We start from the raw sequence: 17,086 nt of genomic DNA on the forward strand, positions 1-17,086 counted from the left end.
CCAAAATACAACAGCGTATAAATCTCAGGCCGCGTAAGATATTAGGGTTTAAGCAACCAGATGTAATTTTTAAAGAGCAATTGCAGTACGCGCAGAGCGAGTGTTGCAGTTATTAATTGAATCTAGGTTTTATAATTACTCACACGCCCGATTTTGATGTGGATTTTGAAGAGCTCTGCAATATTGTAACCAAGCAACTTTGAACCCCGGCGTTAAAAATTGGCGGAGTTTCCCGGATTTTTAACGCCAATTGCTCTTTAACAAGTAAAAAATCTGATGTTTAGGCAGAAGCGAGCAGTACTCACCATTTGGTGAAGAGCTGCAGGGCATCAGCGCAAACGCCGACCAGGCCCGATACACCGGGCATATTTTCAGGGATGTGCACACTGACTATTGGCTCTTCAACCAATGCCGCCGGAACGCTGATTGTGGATCATAATGCTCAGCCTGCTTTTTGAGGTTGAACCAACTTCCGCCTCGTGGATTTGCACTTAAGCCAGCGATATAGCGCCAGTTACCATAATTGCTAGCTGGATCATAATCGAGCAGATGAGCTTCAAACCAAGCCGCGCCCAATCGCCAATCAGCTTGAATCTCGTGTATTAATGCAGAAGCGACATTTTGTCGTCCTCGGTTACTCATATAGCCTGTCGCAAGTAACTCGCGCATATTGGCATCGACGAAATCTTCGCCCGTTGTACCTTGGCACCATTGAGAAAAACTCGCATTGCGCTTGAGTTTGAGATCATGGTTTAAGGCGCTTTTGTTGAACATCTCGCCACCAAGCTCCCATGCGAGGAATTGAAAGAAATCACGCCATAATAACTCAACGACCAACCATTCGGTCGATGGATTTGCCCCTTTTCGTTGTTCCGCATCACGGACTGCGCGCAGGACTTGGTTTGGACTGAGGGCGCCGAGGTTCAACCAGGGAGACAGCTTGCTAGAAAAATCCGCGCCGAGCATTTCGTTGCGCGTTTCTTTATAGTGGTGGATCGGCCCGCCAATGTAATGTGAGAGTCGCTCAAGTGCGGCCGCTTCTCCTCCATTGAAGGCCAAAGCTCCGCGCTTTGTATCACCTTGTGCGGTGGGTAGCGGAAATGGCGAATGAGAAACATACTGATCCGCATTTTCGATGCGCTTCAATGCAGACGGCGTGATTTCATCGGGGCAATCGATACTCTGCGTTTCCGGAGCGCATACTTTTCTAAATTTACTGAAGCTCGTATTCGCAGAGACCGGGTGCACACGGCTACGCCAGACCGTATGAGGGTGAAGCAATGTGTAATCGTCATGCAAAATGAGTTCGACACCCATGGCATTCAAGGCGCTTTGCATGCGTTCCTGCTCAACTCGCTCATCGTGGGAAAATAAACGCTGCGAATGAACCTGACTGATTTCCATCGCGTCACAAAGGGATGGAATGTAAACGATAGCTTCGCCATTGTGGGTTACGAGATCGGTTCCAAGCGCTTGCAAATTTGACGTTAAAGCATCTAAGGTTCGTTGCAGGAAGCGCGCTCTAACGGGGCTGCAACGAGGTATATTGAGCCAACTTGACGTGTATTCTGATCCGATGCAAAACACGCCTAAGGTTGGCTGATGCGCGCATGCAGCGACAGCTGGGTTGTCCTGTATACGCAAGTTTCTACGAAACCAAATTAACGCACGTGAAGAAGTGACTGCTTTGTCGTCCACCGGAGGTCCTTTAGATATTCTCTAAGTTTAAAAGCCATGTATCCGCCTGCTCGAGAACTGCTTTTCGGTCGCTATCGCTGCGCTTTTCCCATTGGTTGACGATCATGTGCATGCGATGATTGTTTTTAAAGTGCTTAAGATTGCGATCAATAAAGTGCCAATACAAGGAGTTAAGCGGACAACTCTTAGGGCCCGTCTTTTGTTTTACATCGTACTCACAGGATGTACAGTAGTGCCCCATTTTCTGAAGGTAATTACCAGATGAAACATAGGGTTTAGAAGCCAGCAATCCCCCATCTGCAAATTGACTCATCCCATGTGTATTCGGTAGCTCTACCCACTCAACGGCATCGATATAAATACCTAAATACCACGTATTCACTTGCTCAGGTGCAATTCCGGCTAATAAGGCAAAATTCCCTGTGACCATCAACCGTTGGATATGGTGGGCATAGGCGTAATCGAGGGATTGTTGAATGCTGTGTTGCAAACATCGCATTTTGGTCTTTCCGGTCCAGAAAAACGCTGGGAGATCACGTTTGTGCTCAAAGTAGTTGGTTGCCTTGTAGTCCGGCATAAACTGCCAATAAATCATACGAACGTATTCGCGCCAGCCAAGAATCTGGCGAACAAACCCTTCGACTTGTGCAATCGAAATGTCATTCGGATTATCTCGAAATCCTTGAATCGCGGCTTCAATCACTTCCCGTGGGTGCAACATTTTTGTGTTCAAACTAAAGGAGAGGCGCGAGTGGAAAAGAGTCCAGCATCGCTCGCTCATGGCATCTTGATAAACGCCGAAATGAGGCAATGCTTTTTGCACAAAATGGCGCAGTAGTTCACGAGATTGACGCCGACTGATTGGCCATAACAGTCGCTCACTGTTCGCCGTTCCAAGCGTTTTTATCTCTGCTTTATTGAGAACCGCTTCGATATGGCGAACATCATTCGCGAATATCAGGGGATCAGGGAGTGTTTGACTATCAGGAAGCTTATTTCGGTTCTCCTGGTCATAGTTCCACTTGCCGCCCTCTGGCTTGTTGCCCTCCATAAGGTAACCGGTTTCCTTACGGATTTGCCGATAAAACGTTTCCATGAGAAGTGTTTGGGTCTGTGCGAGAGACTCGGCTTTTGCGCGGCGATCAAGTTTTGGGAAGTAGCGGATCAGGTCGTCTCGTTGGGTAAAGAAATGTTCAGACGAAACACACGCGATTGAAATTTCTGGGTCCAAATCAAGTGAGTTAAGCTGGATATCGAGACGATACTCGTCCGGCTCTTGGTAACTAAACTTTTTCGCGTTCACGTGGTTCAAAACAGCGTGAATGTTTTCTTTCAGATTATGTTGGTTCTCGTCGCTGTCGAGCCTCATATAGAGCACATTGTGAATGGTCCCCATCGCATCGGCAAAGGCGCGCATGGCCGCGAAGAAAGCCAAAACTTTTTGCCGGTGGTGTGTGACATAATCCGTTTCTTGCCGCATTTCGAACAGCACAAAAAGGACATGCTCGGTGTCTTCTTCTTTAAACCACGAATGAGACGCGTTGAGTTGATCACCCAGGATCAAGCGGACCTCCCGAAACTCTTTTCGAGCACGCGGGAGCTGGCTGGTATGCAAATACAACGTCATAGTGAGCCTTAGGTCCTAAACCAGATACTTACTTTGTGGAGGCACGTTGGCGACGGCATCGTTCCGAGCAGTATTTCACTTCCTCCCAGACCGCAGCCCATTTCTTACGCCATGAAAAAGGACGGGAACAGACTGGACACATTTTTTGTGGGAGATGTGTTTTTTTATGGGCCACTGCACACCAAGTTATGCCAAGATTGGTGTAGAATACGTAGCAACGAGTAATTAAGTTCTGCAGGCTTATGCGATTAGATCGATTTTTATCTGAAACAACTGGAATGAGCCGCAAAGAGGCGACTCGGGCACTTCACCGTCAAGAGGTCACGGTTGATGGTGATGTTGTGAAAAAAGGCGCGACTCAGGTGCCTGAATCGGCCGTTGTCGAATGGAACGGAGTGGCTCTTGAGCTGCTCGGGCCGACCTACCTGATGTTTCATAAGCCGTTAGGTTGTATATGCGCTAACGATGATCCGCAACATATGACTGTGTTTGCCTATCTTGATTTGCCGAATCCCGATAAGTTTCACACCGTCGGTCGACTCGATTTGGATACCTCGGGACTCTTGCTCGTGACAAACGATGGGCAGTGGTCCCATCGCATTACCTCTCCTAAACATGCGTGTGAGAAAGTGTACCTTGCACAGCTTGCGAACCCGCTTCGTGCCGAGGACGTTGAAGCGTTCGCGCGTGGCATTAAGTTGCATGGTGAGCCGATGATGACGAAGCCAGCAGTTCTTGAAATTATCGGTGAGCGAGAAGCTCGTGTCACCATTACGGAAGGGCGCTATCATCAAGTTCGTCGGATGTTTGCGGCGGTAGGTAATCGAGTCGAGGGCTTACATCGGGAACAAATTGGGGACGTGGCACTGGACCCTGATCTTGCTCCCGGTGAATATCGTTCCCTCACGGCTGATGAAGTCGAATCCTTTCGATAGGTCAACGCGAATGCGTCTCCATTAGGCAAACAGCCGATGATACATGCGTTCTGCGTAGTCGTCGGTCATCCCTGATATGTAATCACACAGTACTCGGTCTGCTGCTGCCTGTCCGCCTCGGTCGAAGGCTTCCTGCCAGCGAGTTTGAGTGTTTTTCGGCAGCAAGCGCGTCGGCTCTGCATGAAATGCGTCAAAGAGCTGCATGAGCATGTTCTGGCTCCGATAACGGAGCTGCTGAATCGCTGGTTGATGAATCACATGCTTAAATACAACAGCTTTGAGTGCGTTAAGTAATGTCCGCTCTTCGTCGGGCAACCATGTGTTGTAGCGGATCAGGTGGCTTTCAGCTTCAGGCAGTACTTCGTGAGTCTGTACTGCTGTCACGAAGACGTTGACCAAGGCGCCGATGGCATTTTTTCGGAGGTGATGCTTATTTGAGAAAAGCTGCTGGCTCAGTGATTCGACAAGCTCTCGGAGCGGTTTTGAGAGAGTCGCTAGATGAGCATCCATGTCTGCATGCCACTGCAACTCATTCAGTGTGCCCGTAACGACGGCATCTTCTAAGTCGTGAACGCCATAAGCGATGTCGTCTGCTAACTCCATCATCGAAGCATCAAACGATTTGAATTTAGATTGCTGCCATGGTGCTTTATTCATTGTGTCGACTTGCTGAAATTGGCCTTTGTCGCTCTCACTGAGTGGCTCAAGTACCCAAGCGAGGAGATCAGATTCGGACTCAAAAATCGCTTTGGCCGGCTTCCATGGGGCCAGAGAGCGAGGGTAGCGTGACTCGGGCGAAGGTAGGCTTGGCATTAATACCGGATATTTCAATAAGCCCAATAAGGTGCGTCGACACAGATCCATCCCATGTTCTTGGTGATAGGCTTCGAGTTTTCCCACAATTCGAAATGTTTGTCCGTTGCCTTCGAAGCCACCGGAGGAGAGCATTTTATAGTTCAGGGCGGTCTCACCACCATGTCCAAATGGAGGATGGCCTATGTCGTGGGCAAGGCACAAAGCTTCCATCAAGTTCTCATCCGGAAGAAGTGCTGCAATGGTCTCGTTAGCACCACGCTTTAGATGGTTAATTAAGGAGCTGCCAATCTGAGCCGCTTCAAGACTGTGAGTGAGACGCGTTCGGTAAAAATCGTTCTCCCCTACATTCATAATTTGAGTTTTTGACTGGAGTCGACGGAACGCTGCGGAGTGGAGGATTCGAGCACGATCGCGCTGCCAGGGATTGCGCCGATCACCGGGACGCGCGGGCTCTGCACCAGAACGTCTTGCTTGCCAACTAGAGTCCATTTTCTCTCCTTGATTTAACATGCTTCGTTTGATGGTACGTGAAAGCTCAAATACGATGCAATAAAGACCTAACAATCCATGAATGTTGAGTGTTCAGCCGATCTGCGTTCAACGAGGGACGATGTAGCGAAGTTGAACTCGCGCCTCGCCTGGGCCAAGCAGATCTGTTGCTTCGTTAATCACTTCAAAACCGAGTTTCCGATACAAAGATAGAGCGGCTTCATTGTCGGGTGCGACCGTTAGCTCAACGTTTCGAGCTTGAGTCGTGTTACTTAGCTGCTCCAAAGAAAAACGCATAAGCTCCCGACCAACCCCCTTACCACGCGCATCATGTGAGGTAAGTAAGGACATACACCAAAGCGTTTCATAATCAACAGCTGGCGCATAGAGCACGTAGCCAAGAAACTGCGCAGAACCCAACGTTGTGCTGGTATCTTTCGCCACAAAAAGGAGCTGGGGCCACTGCAAAAACGCTTGATAAAAGAACATCGCGGGATAGGCCTCAGTGCCATATTGCCGGCGTTCTAAATTTGCTATTAACGGAATATCAGAAGATTCAGCGCTTTGGATGCAGAGCATCGAGTCATCCTTTTTGAGGTGGTGTTCACACATCATCCTAGCATGAAATAAATGCTGGAGAAGACGATAAACGCTCCTGCTATGCTAAAATAGAATGATATATTTAATGTCATTCGTATTGCGTATATAGGGGCGGCTATTGTGTTACATCTTCAACTGCGTCAACTCGACTTGAACTTGCTCGTCATTTTGGATGTTTTGCTTGATGTGCGCCACGTTTCGCAAACTGCTGAACAGCTAAATATGAGTCAGCCTGGGGTAAGTCGTGCATTGGCTAAGCTGCGCGAAGCGTTTGATGATCCGATTCTCGTACGGACCTCCCAGGGGATGTTATTAACAGCGCGAGCCGAACAACTGCGTTTAGCCCTCAAACCGATTCTTACGGATCTCGATCGGATGGTGCAAACGCCAGAATTTGATCCAGCTACCGATCGTAGCTTGATTCGAATTACCGGACTTGATCTGGAGGTTGGATTATATTTCCCTCAGCTTTTAAAGCAGCTGCGCTTGCAGGCTCCCCACATGCGATTTGAAACCGTTCGGCAAGAACTCGATAGTTTTCCAATGCTTGAACGCGATGAGGTTCATTTTAGTTTAAGTGGGTTGCACCCGATGCATGCAGAGCATGCTCTGCATCGGAAGCTATTGGATGAAACTCCAGTGGTGTGTCTTATGTGGAATAAGAATCCACTCGCACAGCGCCCGTTACGAGCTGAGGATTATGCGCGAGCGCCACACGGAATGGTTTCATTGACAGGCCGAGGGCCGGGCTCTATGGATCACGTGCTTGAACGCGTTGGTCTCAAACGGAGTGTCGCGTTGCGTCTTGCTGGCTTTAGCTCCGTAGCCGATTTTGTAGAAGGAACTGATTTAATCTTTACGCTGCCGAAAAAGGTGGCTGAGTATATTGCACGTGGCCGTGAACTGGTTTTGTGTGAGTTGCCCGACGCTCTGCAACAGCCGCCCGTGCGCTTTTACTTGTATTGGCATGAGCGCTACCACCGTGACCCACGTATCGTCTGGTTGCGGGAGCAGATGGGGCGGAGCGCATGGATGCATGCCTAAATGTATCTGGTGATTCGACTAAAGGGGGATACTATCGTACTTGCCCAATGAGATGGCTTTCCGTAGAGTGGAATAAGTTCTGTTGCATGGATGTCGATTATGAGCGCACAAGGAATTCGCAGTACCATTACCCGCCAATGGGAGCTACTTAAATTACTCCCTTCTCGAGCGCCAGGCTTAACAAGCAAGGCACTCGCAATGCGATTAAATGATGAGGGGCTTTCGGTGAGCAAACGCACCGTTGAACGCGACCTCACGGAGCTTAGTTGCCTGTTTCCCATCCAATGTAATGACCGCAGCAAGCCCTATGGCTGGTATTGGCAGCGTGATGCAAGTCTAGACATACCAGGAATTTCCATGGCCGAAGCTTTGTCTTTGCGGCTTATCGAAGAAACCGTGCGCCCCTTGTTGCCTCATTCCGTGCTCGAATCGGTTGAATCTCGCTTTTTGCTCGCGAAAGAAAAACTATCCAGCCTTGGGGATGACCAGCCACTCCTGAGTTGGAGCAAGAAGGTCGCGCATGTGCCGGCGGTCCTGCAGCAAATCCCGCCATACATTGACCCGGTTATTTTAGAAACGGTCCAGACCGGATTACTAAAAGAACGTTGTGTCGAGGTCATGTATCAAAGCGTGGGTAAGGCGCAACCCCATACTATGTGTCTGCATCCGCTTGCGCTCGTCCAGCGAGGCACCGTGACATACTTGATTGCCCGAGTGAATGATTACAAGGATGAACGAATTTTCGCACTCCACCGCGTGATGAGCGCGGAGCTAACGGAGCAGGCGATTCACAATGAAATTGGATTTGATTTAAAGGCGTACTTGGCGGGAGGAGCATTTCAGTTCAGTACCGGTGAGCGAATCGAACTTACCATTCGAGTTTACAATCAAGACGTGATTCAGCTGCTTCGAGAAAGCCCCCTCAGTGAGGATCAGCGCATCATCGATCACGCTTCTGAATTGCGAGTGCAAGCGACCGTATCCGATTCCTGGCAGTTGCGTTGGTGGCTCATGTCATGGGGTGAGCATATTGAAGTGCAAGAACCGCTTGCCTTACGTAAAGAACTCGGGCAACGTTTAGTAAAAGCGGCAGAGTTCTACGTTGATTCGTTAAAACCAGGAAATAAAGAATAATAATGAAAAAACTGATGTGCCTTTTGGGCCTCGTCTGTTGTGTGTTTCTTGGAGTGTCGTTGGATTCGCGAGCGGGTGAAGCCGTTCCTGAAGCGAAGCCTCTGATTCAGTACGCTATTGAAACCTGGTCTACACGCCACGGCCTTCCTCATAACTCGGTAAATCGTATTACTCAATCCAATGATGGCTATATTTGGCTCGCTACGTGGGAAGGTCCGGTGCGTTTTAATGGACGTGAATTCACCATCTATGATGATTTTCATGTCACAGCGTTAGCTGAATCGGGTGTATACGACATCACAAAAGATGAAACTTCAGATGCTGTTTATGTCGGCGGACCTCGTGGGGGAGTGTCGCGCTATCTTGATGGCCAATGGCATGGACTTCCAAGAGCGTCTGATTTTGTTTATGAAACGCTTTCAACACCCAATGGTGAGTTATGGGTGGCCGTTGCCGACGGTGCTGTGTATCGATATTTTCCTGATAACACCTTCCGTGTGTACGGCATTGAACAGGGAATCACAGCGGATATCGCTCATCGTATATATTTAGGGCCGTCTGGTGGGATTTGGCTTGGTGGTTCTGATGGTATCTATCGATATGATGCAGACACCGATGGTTTTACTCATTTTGCTTCATTTCCCGCCGAGTTTGTGCGCGCCATTTTAGAACTCGACGATGGCCGCATTATTGCGGCGTCAGATTCAGGTCTATTCGTGAGCGAACCTCATCACGATGCATTTGTTCCCTGGCCTGCAGATATTCAGGGAGTCATCACGAGTCTTCTTCAAGATCGCTATGGACACATTTGGTTTGGGACCTTTGATCGTGGTTTAGGGCGAATTTCGCCGGGAACTGTGGATTACTTGGACGTTTCGCAAGGGCTTCCGAACCAGCATATCTTGGATATCTTCGAAGATCGTGAAGGGAATATATGGGTGTCCAGTCATGGTGGTTTGGTTCAATTACGCGATGCACTGTTCAATACCTTCAGTATGACCCAAGGACTGGTGGGGAACTTTGTTCGGACCGTCCAAGAAGATCACGATGGGTACATTTGGGTGGGAACGAATGCGGGACTGAATCGTCTGGCCCGTGGTCAGATCTTGCCGGTCTCAGATGACCTCCGTCTTGAAGGGCAGTCGGTATTAAGTCTTTTTCCTCACACAGATGGCCGAATGTATGTGGGGACATATGTTTCCGGCTTGCTTCAAGTGACTGACGGGCAAGTAACAGCGCAGTTTGATCGAGGGCGGGGCCTTCCATTCTCCGAAATCCGAGGGCTTTATGCGCTCCCTGATTCGAATCGACTTTTTGCCGGAACACCCGGTGGCGTGGTCGAATTTGAGACTGAACAGGGTGATATTCGCTATGTTCGGACCTACACCCAAGAGGATGGCCTCGTTGCGAACTTTATTTCGGGGCTTGCCTACGACCATGGAACCTTATGGGTGATTTCCACCTATGGTTTGAGTCGTATGTTTCAAGTCGATGGAGCATGGCAGGCGGAAACGGTTGATTTATCACGGTTCAGTTCTGCGATGACGCTTTTTGCCGTGTATGTCGGTGACCAGTTTACTTACTTTTCAAGTGATCGTGGCCTGCTGATTTACCAACGAGACCGCGATAAATGGTTTTGGCTAAACCGTGAAAATGGTTTGCCGTTTGAGAAATACTTTTCGGTCGCAGAAGATCAGGACAAACATCTTTGGATAGGGGGAAGCCGGGGAATTTTGAGGTTGTCTCGTGAAGCGATTCAATCATTCATCAGCGACGAGACCGCGTTGGTTTCTCCTATGTTGTTTACCGAAAGTGATGGCTTGCTGAGTCACCAAGTGAACAGCGGAGGTCCTTCATCGATTCTCGACTCCCGAAATCGGATGTGGTTTGCCACGGCTATGGGAGCTAGTTATATCGTTCCTGGCGATGTTCTAAATTCTGGGTTAGAGCCACCGCCTGTGGTGATTGAGCGAGCACGGACTGACTTTGAAGCGCTTGGACAGGGGGAGCGATTACCCCCGTCGACCAGCCGACTTGAGTTTCAGTACGCAGGTTTGGGGTTCCGGATGTCCAGTCAAATCGAGTACCAAGTGCGTTTGATTGGTTTTGACGCAGATTGGGTATCTCGGGGGCGCGCACTTGCCGCTGAATATACTGCGTTACCTCCCGGTCAATATACGTTTTCCGTCCGCGCACGGTATCCAGGTGGGGAATGGTCTGAGCCCGCCGAATTACCATTCGAAATTGAGGCACATTATTGGCAGCAAATGTGGTTCTATCTGCTGCTCACGGTGCTCTTAAGTTTTATGGTTGTGGGTGTGATGAAATGGCGGGTGCGTTATTTAGAACAAGCGCGTGAGACCCTCCAGGCTCAAGTAGCAGAGAAGACGCGGGAATTGGAGTCGCTCGCTCGTGAGGATTCTCTTACGGGTCTTGCGAATCGACGGGCTTTCGATGAAGTGTTGCGGCATCAGTATAAAAAAGCAGAGCGAAGTAACGAACCCTTGTGTCTCGCGGTTCTGGATATCGATCATTTTAAAGCCATCAACGATCGATTCTTACATGCTGTTGGGGACCTGGTGTTGATCGAGATCGCTAAGGTGCTGCGCGCCACCGTACGAAGTCACGATTATGTGGCTCGCTGGGGAGGGGAAGAGTTCGCGATTCTGTTGCCAAATACACGATTGAGAGAAGCAACAGATATTTGTGAACGGATCCGCTCAAATATTGAGGCGATGGACTTCAGTCATATTCGCGAGGGGCTGATTGTGACCTTAAGCGGTGGGGTTGCCGATCGCCATGAAAATAGCGGCCACAGTAATCTCTTGGTGCGTGCTGATAAGGCGTTATATCAGGCGAAAACCGAGGGGCGCAATCGGATTGTGCAAGCGCCCTCCGGAAAACAGAAAAAGTCCTAGTCTCAGCCGGTGACTTTACGAAGCAAGGCCCGGCTGATGACGCGAATTTTGTCCCGAGGCGTGAAGCGCTTCAACGTGCTCTTGACCACCCCTTGGGTGAATCGAGTTCTTTTGCCATAGTCAATTTTCACATCCACCAAGACAGTGGCACCGTCTTTTGCAGCACGAAGCGCTTTGCTAATCATTCCTTCGCACTCCGCGTTGTCGGTCAGCTGCATAAACGTACAATCAGTTGTCTCCGCAAGCGCTTTGATATTGAGCGGTTTTAAGACCGTACAGGTTTTGCGGTTATAGGGAATTTGTTGTGCTTGTGCAATTTGCGATAGCTCACCGTCATTGAAAACAAAGACAACACAACCGAGCCCAAGATGGCTAGCGGTCGAAAGTTCAAGTCCAGTCATTTTCAATGCCCCATCTCCTACCACACCAATCACTTGCCGCTCGGGCTGACTTAATTTGGCGCCAATAACGGCAGGAATACAATATCCCATAGCGTTGAAATCACTCGGTGAGATAAATTGCCGTGGGCCATGGACCGGCATCAGTTCCGCCATTAAAAATGTGTGGTTTCCGTCATCAGCGACGAGAATGGCATCGTCATCGCACAGTCGCCGTAAGGTTGTGAAAAACTGGCCTGGGCCGACTCGTTGCTCCGGTTCATAGTCAAGCCATTCTTGTTGGTATTTCTGTTTCGCACTTTGAATCACCGTGGCAATGTGCTCAAAATCATGTGCGGGACGCGTCTGCTTAATGGCTTCTAAAAGGAGCGGAACCGTTTGTGCGGAATCGCCTGCAATGGCCACCGTCGCTGGGAAATTGGCGCTAAAAACGTCCGGATTGATATCGAGGTGAATTAGCTGGTTTGGAACTGGCATGCTGTAACTTCCTGTGGGGATTTCTGCAAACCGTGTACCGATGGCAATTAAACAATCGCAGTCGCGGAACGCCTCGTTTGCAGCAGGCACGGCGTAATCCCCAAAACCCATGCCAGTGTGCAGGGGGTGGTTACCGGGGAAGGCGCTGAGGCCTTGCAAGGTGGTGGAAACTGGTGCTCCGAGATATTCTGCGAGTGCGATGACACTTTCGAATGCGGGAATAGCGCCCCAACCAACAAAAAGGCCTGGCTTTTGAGCGGATGCCAACAACTCAGCGGCTTGCTTTATGAGCGTGCGGTCCACTTGTGGCTTTGCTGAGTACTGCTCAAAAGCCTGCATGCCCTCCACATCTCCCAAGAAATTTCCAATATTGTAAGGAAGCTCAATAAACACCGGGCCGGGTTCACCTTGGGTAGCAATCCGATAAGCTTCGTAAATGGTTGGAATGACTTGCGCATGATTCTCGATCCGAAAAGTCGCTTTCGTAATCGGTGACAGCAGCGTGTGTTGGTCAATGTCATGTAGTTGATACTTATGGCCACTTTCACTATGAATCCCACCGGAAAGAATCAGCATGGGGATACCATCGAGCCCAGCCTCTCCAATTCCACTTGCTGCATGCGTCACCCCGGCAGCCGGTACAATGACCATGGTACCAATACTATCGCCCATGCGGCTTACAGCGTCTGCCATGAAGGCACCACCGCCTTCGTGCGCAACCAGAACCGGTTGAATTTGATCGGATGCGTTGAGTTCATCATAGAGTTCCGTATTGTGAACTCCGGGGATCCCAAAAGTATGGGTAACACCCAATTGTTCTAGGGCGTACCGAGCAAGTGCAGCACCCGATTTTTTCATGTTTGGTCTCCTACAGCGCAAACGGTCTGAACGCCATTGATGCAGTTGTGTCAACTTGCGCAGTTGATCTTTATTGCTCAATGGTGGGCCACGCTTCACATTATCGTCAAACTGACTAATTTCTTGACGAAGGGTTTCAAGCTCAAGCAGATCATCTTCGGTGAACTCTGCGGTACGACACCAATCACGATAGAGCATCTCCGGTCACCCCTGCGATTCCGCCGCCAATCACTAAGGTATCGGCGGAGAGGGGGGACTGGGTCGTTTGAGGGCTTGTATTCATCTGATTTTCTGCAAAATAGATCGAAGAAACAACCGAGTATCAGGTATAGTTTTAACACCAATTCAACAGAATAACGACCACCTATGCTGACATCTATCGCGAAACTCCTACTGGCGCCCGTTTTGCTCAAGCAAGGACGTACTGTGCGTAAAACTACACCGCGACTTCCGGAGCCTGATGGGGACCGTGAAGGGCATATCACTGGCATATCCGACTTGCCGATCTTGCGGGTTCTCATTCTCGGAGACTCAGCAGGAGCTGGAGTTGGTGTACCCACTCAAGAACAAGCGTTAAGTGGGCAGTTGATCCAGCAATTACAACGGGCGTTTCCCGGCCGTGAGCTTACTTGGTGTTTATGGGCAAAAAATGGTGACACAACTGCTATGGCGTTGACTAAGCTACATCTTCGTGAAGCACAAGAGTTTGATGTCGTGGTCACCTCACTGGGGGTGAATGATGTCACCGGCAACGTCGCTCCTTATCGTTTTCGTCGACAACAACAAGCTTTGATTGACCTGCTTCGTGAACGTTTTGGCGCGCGTCATATCATTCTCACGGCTGTTCCCCCCATGCATCTGTTTCCAGCATTGCCACAACCTCTCCGTTGGTTTCTCGGGCGGCAAGCGAGTCGGCTCACCAAGGAACTAGATACGATAGCCGCGGTAAACGATGGTTGTGAGGTCCTCGATGTGAGCTTTCCAGTGGAGCCGGGCGTGATGGCTGAAGATGGGTTTCATCCGGGTGAAAAAGGGTACCCACTTTGGGCCGAGGCGGTGACTCGGAAGATTATCGAGGCGAAACTATGACAACGCCTATGGGCAACCAGGTGAGTTTTATTACGCTCGGTGTTGATGATCTTGAACGAGCGGTCACTTTCTACCGCGATATTCTGGGCTTTGAAACACGCGGCATTGTGGGTGCAGATAAACCCAATGGGGCGGTTGCATTCTTTAAGATGCAAGCGGGACTCAGGCTGGCGCTATGGCCTCGTGCGAGCATTGCGATCGAACATGGTTTACCTCTCGGAGTACCGGATCCTGCCGGCATGATGTTGGCCCACAATGTGGGTACCGCCGAGCAAGTAGACGAAATATTTGAGCACCTTAGATCGCACCAGATTACCATTCTACGCGAACCGGCTCCGTTCTCATGGGGTGGTTATGGCGGCGTGTTTGCCGACCCTGATGGACATCTATGGGAAGTGGTATGGAACCCGCACCTTTCTGAGTTATAGATCTCAACTATACTTCGGTGCGTAGCTTATACACTTCTTAACCCATTGGAGCATGTCCATGAAAAAGCTAGTGTTGGTGTCCTTAATTTTTGTCTTGGTTTCGATTATGGGCCAAGCGCAAGCCGCACTTGTCGCTGAGCGATATGTGTATGAAATTGACGGCGTCGAGTACGAGGGGTATGTCGCATATAACAGTCGCCTAGAACGCTCGCTTGGTACTGTGATGATCATTCATGACTGGGATGGTCCGAACGATTATGAAAAGGCCCGGGCCGAACAGCTTGCTGCGTTGGGATACACAGCGTTTGCGATAGATGTGTACGGCCGTGATCGTCAACCCACGTCGATGCAAGAAAACCAGCAGCGAGCTGGAGAGATGTACCAAGATCGGGAAGAATTTCGGAGACGGTTACTCGCCGCCTATGCGGAAGTCGCCAATATTCCTCGCGGAACTGATAACGTGGTGGTCATAGGCTATTGTTTTGGGGGTGCGGCGGTTCTTGAGCTCGCGCGTGCTGGAGCCTCTTTGCGAGGGTTCGTTTCGTTTCATGGCGGACTGGGATTACCGGAGGGACAAACCTACGATGATGTTGAGGGGCCTATTTTGATTCTCCATGGCTCGGCGGATCCGGTAAATGGTTCACGCATGAGTGACTTGGCCACGTTGCTTGATCAGCTTAATGCGGCAGACGTGACTCACAATGCGCACGTCTATGGTGGTGCTCGTCATTCTTTCACGGTTCCGTGGAGTGGAGACTATGACCTCGCCGCAGACCGTGCAAGCTGGCAAGAACTTCAGCGTTTCTTGGAAAAGACTTTATAAGGCATTGGAATGCGATTTCTCGAACTCAAAATACCACCGTTGCTGCTTGTCCCAATTTTTATTGTAGACATGCTGATTTTGCGGTGGTTGTTTCCTCGCCCAGAGTTTAACTTTGAAGGACAGCAAGAACTAAGCTTTCTGTTGTTGGGAACGGGGATTTTGCTTCCAGTGCTGGGCTTCATTGCTTTTCAAAAAGCAAAAACGACCGTGCATCCGCAGCACCCAGAAGAAACTAGTGCGTTGGTCCGTGGTGGAGTGTATCAATACACGAGAAATCCGATGTATCTTGGTTTTCTTCTGGTTCTTGTTGCGGCCGCGCTCTATTTGGGAAATGTTTGGAGCGCGTGCATGGTGCCGCTGTTTGTCTGGTACATGAATCAGTTCCAGATCATTCCCGAGGAGAGAATTCTCACTGAAAAATTTGGTGATGACTTTCGGGCATACCTCAAGCAGACCCGTCGGTGGTTGTAATGGGGTGAGCTGCGTTTTCACCAACTACTGTAACCCAAGGCCGCACAAACCACGTTTTAACGAGCCCGTTTGCCACGTAAGGATCATGTTTCGCAAAGTCTTCGGCTACCTCTGGGCCTTCTCCTTGAAATAATAGCACCGCTCCATCGACGGGCTCATCTAGGGCCCCACCCAAAATTAGTTCATTCCGTTCGACAGCCGCTCGTGCGAGCGCAAGGTGCTGCTCTCGATATTGAGCGCGCAGCTCCACGTAACCATCCACTAAGTCGGTATAAAAAAGGAGATAGTGTTTCATAGTCAGTTTACATGGCAGGATTGAGCTCTCAGATTAGCAATAAAGCGCGAAAACCTCTAGCAACATGCCGCTACAGCCGAAGCTGATATAAATTCGAAGATAAGTGTTGTAAACATCAAGTGTTTCAAGTTACCCTTTTTTTGAATGTTAAGGGAACTAAATATACTAAATATGGAAATGCCTAATATGATAGTCCGTCAGTCCGTCAGTCCGTCAGTCCGCCAAAAGTTCAATTCTTCGAGTGATTGAGGCTGTTTCTTTTTCAGCTCTCGCCCTACTAACTAGCTCAGCTCTGGCTATAGATCGTGAAATGGAATGTTCAAATGTTGCCAATCAAATATTTTCGATTGACGATGGTTATTTAGTTGCTCCTAACAGCATACAGCATAAGCGAACAATCAATACTGAAGGACCAATTTATGCCGCTGTGGGGGAGATTTTTCATGTGAGAGGTAGGAAATCAAACTTTTGTCGAGTCGAAGAAATTGAGGACTTAGCAAATTGCTTGTTTGACTACTCGTTCGGAAATAGCAATCGGTATGCTTGGTGGGAACACAATGGACAAGGAGGGACAAAATTTTTGGGCGGATTTTCTGATAGCAGAAACCTCTATTATGTCCCATCCAGTCGAGGCGCGAAATCGATAATCTCGGTTGTCACAGATAAATACTATACGACAAATCCATTAGGTTCTGTGGGTAATGCAGATCTCAGAATACCAGTGTGTGATGCAATTCGAGTATTCGCTCATGAGTTACCAATAGCATCAGCTCACTCTCTACAAGGTGGAATGACCATAACAGCTCAGTCCGCTCCGAAAATTGATAATTTATCTGAGCGTGGAATGCAGAATATGAAGCCAGGGTGAGATCGCGAACATTTATTGACCAGTTGAGCCGCTAAATAATCGATCGATTTGACGATCAGCTCTAGTCGTGATCTTATACTCTCTTTTACGGAGAGCCGCAATGAGCCTGACTTTGCTG

16 protein-coding genes and 1 pseudogene are annotated in these 17,086 nt (G+C 49.3%); 10 read left to right on the forward strand and 7 right to left on the reverse strand.

Going from position 1 to position 17,086, the window contains the following annotated elements; genetic code table 11:
• A pseudogene (locus tag CWE11_RS12280) lies at positions 1–116 on the forward strand (IS30 family transposase); the annotation flags it as partial.
• Positions 117–390: 274 nt separating this feature from the next.
• Here the strand turns inward: CWE11_RS12280 and CWE11_RS11655 are convergent.
• The 3 genes from CWE11_RS11655 to CWE11_RS11665 are packed head-to-tail and all read right to left on the reverse strand — an operon-like array spanning position 391 to position 3,500.
• Positions 391–1,698: a DASH family cryptochrome gene (locus CWE11_RS11655; protein ID WP_157981354.1), complete on the reverse strand. Its 1,308-nt coding sequence runs from the start codon at positions 1,696–1,698 to the stop codon at positions 391–393.
• Between the two features lie 10 nt (positions 1,699–1,708).
• A complete protein-coding gene (locus CWE11_RS11660; RefSeq protein WP_126777803.1) occupies positions 1,709–3,325 on the reverse strand; it encodes a cryptochrome/photolyase family protein in 1,617 nt (538 codons plus the stop codon).
• A 28-nt stretch (positions 3,326–3,353) separates the two neighbouring features.
• Positions 3,354–3,500, reverse strand: coding sequence for a DUF2256 domain-containing protein (locus CWE11_RS11665; protein ID WP_198675645.1), 147 nt, complete (start codon positions 3,498–3,500; stop codon positions 3,354–3,356).
• A 67-nt stretch (positions 3,501–3,567) separates the two neighbouring features.
• Here CWE11_RS11665 and rsuA point away from each other — a divergent pair, with 67 nt between their 5' ends.
• Complete coding sequence (rsuA, locus tag CWE11_RS11670) at positions 3,568–4,260, forward strand: 16S rRNA pseudouridine(516) synthase RsuA (protein WP_126777804.1); 693 nt, start codon at positions 3,568–3,570, stop codon at positions 4,258–4,260.
• A 21-nt stretch (positions 4,261–4,281) separates the two neighbouring features.
• On the opposite strand, the gene CWE11_RS11675 is transcribed toward rsuA, so the two are convergent.
• Positions 4,282–5,565, reverse strand: coding sequence for an anti-phage deoxyguanosine triphosphatase (locus tag CWE11_RS11675; RefSeq protein ID WP_126777805.1), 1,284 nt, complete (start codon positions 5,563–5,565; stop codon positions 4,282–4,284).
• Positions 5,566–5,673: 108 nt separating this feature from the next.
• Positions 5,674–6,144, reverse strand: a complete 471-nt coding sequence (locus tag CWE11_RS11680; protein ID WP_157981355.1) for a GNAT family N-acetyltransferase — start codon at positions 6,142–6,144, stop codon at positions 5,674–5,676.
• Positions 6,145–6,285: 141 nt separating this feature from the next.
• Between CWE11_RS11680 and CWE11_RS11685 the strand changes: the two genes are divergently transcribed.
• From CWE11_RS11685 to CWE11_RS11695, 3 genes are all read left to right on the forward strand, one after another.
• Positions 6,286–7,209 (forward strand): LysR family transcriptional regulator, encoded by a 924-nt coding sequence (locus CWE11_RS11685; RefSeq protein ID WP_126777807.1) that lies wholly within the window; start codon positions 6,286–6,288, stop codon positions 7,207–7,209.
• 99 nt (positions 7,210–7,308) lie between these two features.
• Positions 7,309–8,343 carry a helix-turn-helix transcriptional regulator gene (locus tag CWE11_RS11690; protein ID WP_157981356.1) on the forward strand — a complete coding sequence of 345 codons (1,035 nt, stop codon included), beginning with the start codon at positions 7,309–7,311 and terminating at the stop codon, positions 8,341–8,343.
• A 2-nt stretch (positions 8,344–8,345) separates the two neighbouring features.
• Entirely contained in the window at positions 8,346–11,261 is a 2,916-nt protein-coding gene (locus tag CWE11_RS11695; RefSeq protein ID WP_126777809.1) for a ligand-binding sensor domain-containing protein, read from the forward strand.
• Between the two features lie 2 nt (positions 11,262–11,263).
• Here CWE11_RS11695 and CWE11_RS11700 read toward each other — a convergent pair whose 3' ends face one another.
• Positions 11,264–13,192: a thiamine pyrophosphate-binding protein gene (locus tag CWE11_RS11700; RefSeq protein WP_241971795.1), complete on the reverse strand. Its 1,929-nt coding sequence runs from the start codon at positions 13,190–13,192 to the stop codon at positions 11,264–11,266.
• A 168-nt stretch (positions 13,193–13,360) separates the two neighbouring features.
• On the opposite strand from CWE11_RS11700, the gene CWE11_RS11705 reads away from it, so the two are divergent.
• From CWE11_RS11705 to CWE11_RS11720, 4 genes are read left to right on the forward strand one after another with little or no spacing between them, the layout of a single operon-like run.
• A complete protein-coding gene (locus CWE11_RS11705; RefSeq protein WP_126777810.1) occupies positions 13,361–14,083 on the forward strand; it encodes an SGNH/GDSL hydrolase family protein in 723 nt (240 codons plus the stop codon).
• Positions 14,080–14,511, forward strand: a complete 432-nt coding sequence (locus CWE11_RS11710; protein WP_241971796.1) for a VOC family protein — start codon at positions 14,080–14,082, stop codon at positions 14,509–14,511. Before CWE11_RS11705 ends, CWE11_RS11710 begins: the two co-directional genes overlap by 4 nt.
• Positions 14,512–14,569: 58 nt before the next feature.
• Positions 14,570–15,334: a dienelactone hydrolase family protein gene (locus CWE11_RS11715; RefSeq protein ID WP_198675646.1), complete on the forward strand. Its 765-nt coding sequence runs from the start codon at positions 14,570–14,572 to the stop codon at positions 15,332–15,334.
• A 9-nt stretch (positions 15,335–15,343) separates the two neighbouring features.
• A complete protein-coding gene (locus CWE11_RS11720) occupies positions 15,344–15,805 on the forward strand; it encodes a methyltransferase family protein (RefSeq protein ID WP_126777812.1) in 462 nt (153 codons plus the stop codon).
• Here the strand turns inward: CWE11_RS11720 and CWE11_RS11725 are convergent.
• Entirely contained in the window at positions 15,780–16,100 is a 321-nt protein-coding gene (locus CWE11_RS11725) for a YciI-like protein (RefSeq protein ID WP_126777813.1), read from the reverse strand. The genes CWE11_RS11720 and CWE11_RS11725 overlap by 26 nt on opposite strands.
• Before the next feature lie 241 nt (positions 16,101–16,341).
• Here CWE11_RS11725 and CWE11_RS11730 point away from each other — a divergent pair, with 241 nt between their 5' ends.
• Entirely contained in the window at positions 16,342–16,968 is a 627-nt protein-coding gene (locus tag CWE11_RS11730) for a hypothetical protein (RefSeq protein WP_126777814.1), read from the forward strand.
• Positions 16,969–17,086 lie beyond the last annotated feature (118 nt).

Origin of the sequence: Aliidiomarina sanyensis (assembly GCF_003987175.1) — a bacterium.
Taxonomy (GTDB): Bacteria; Pseudomonadota; Gammaproteobacteria; order Enterobacterales; family Alteromonadaceae; genus Aliidiomarina; species Aliidiomarina sanyensis.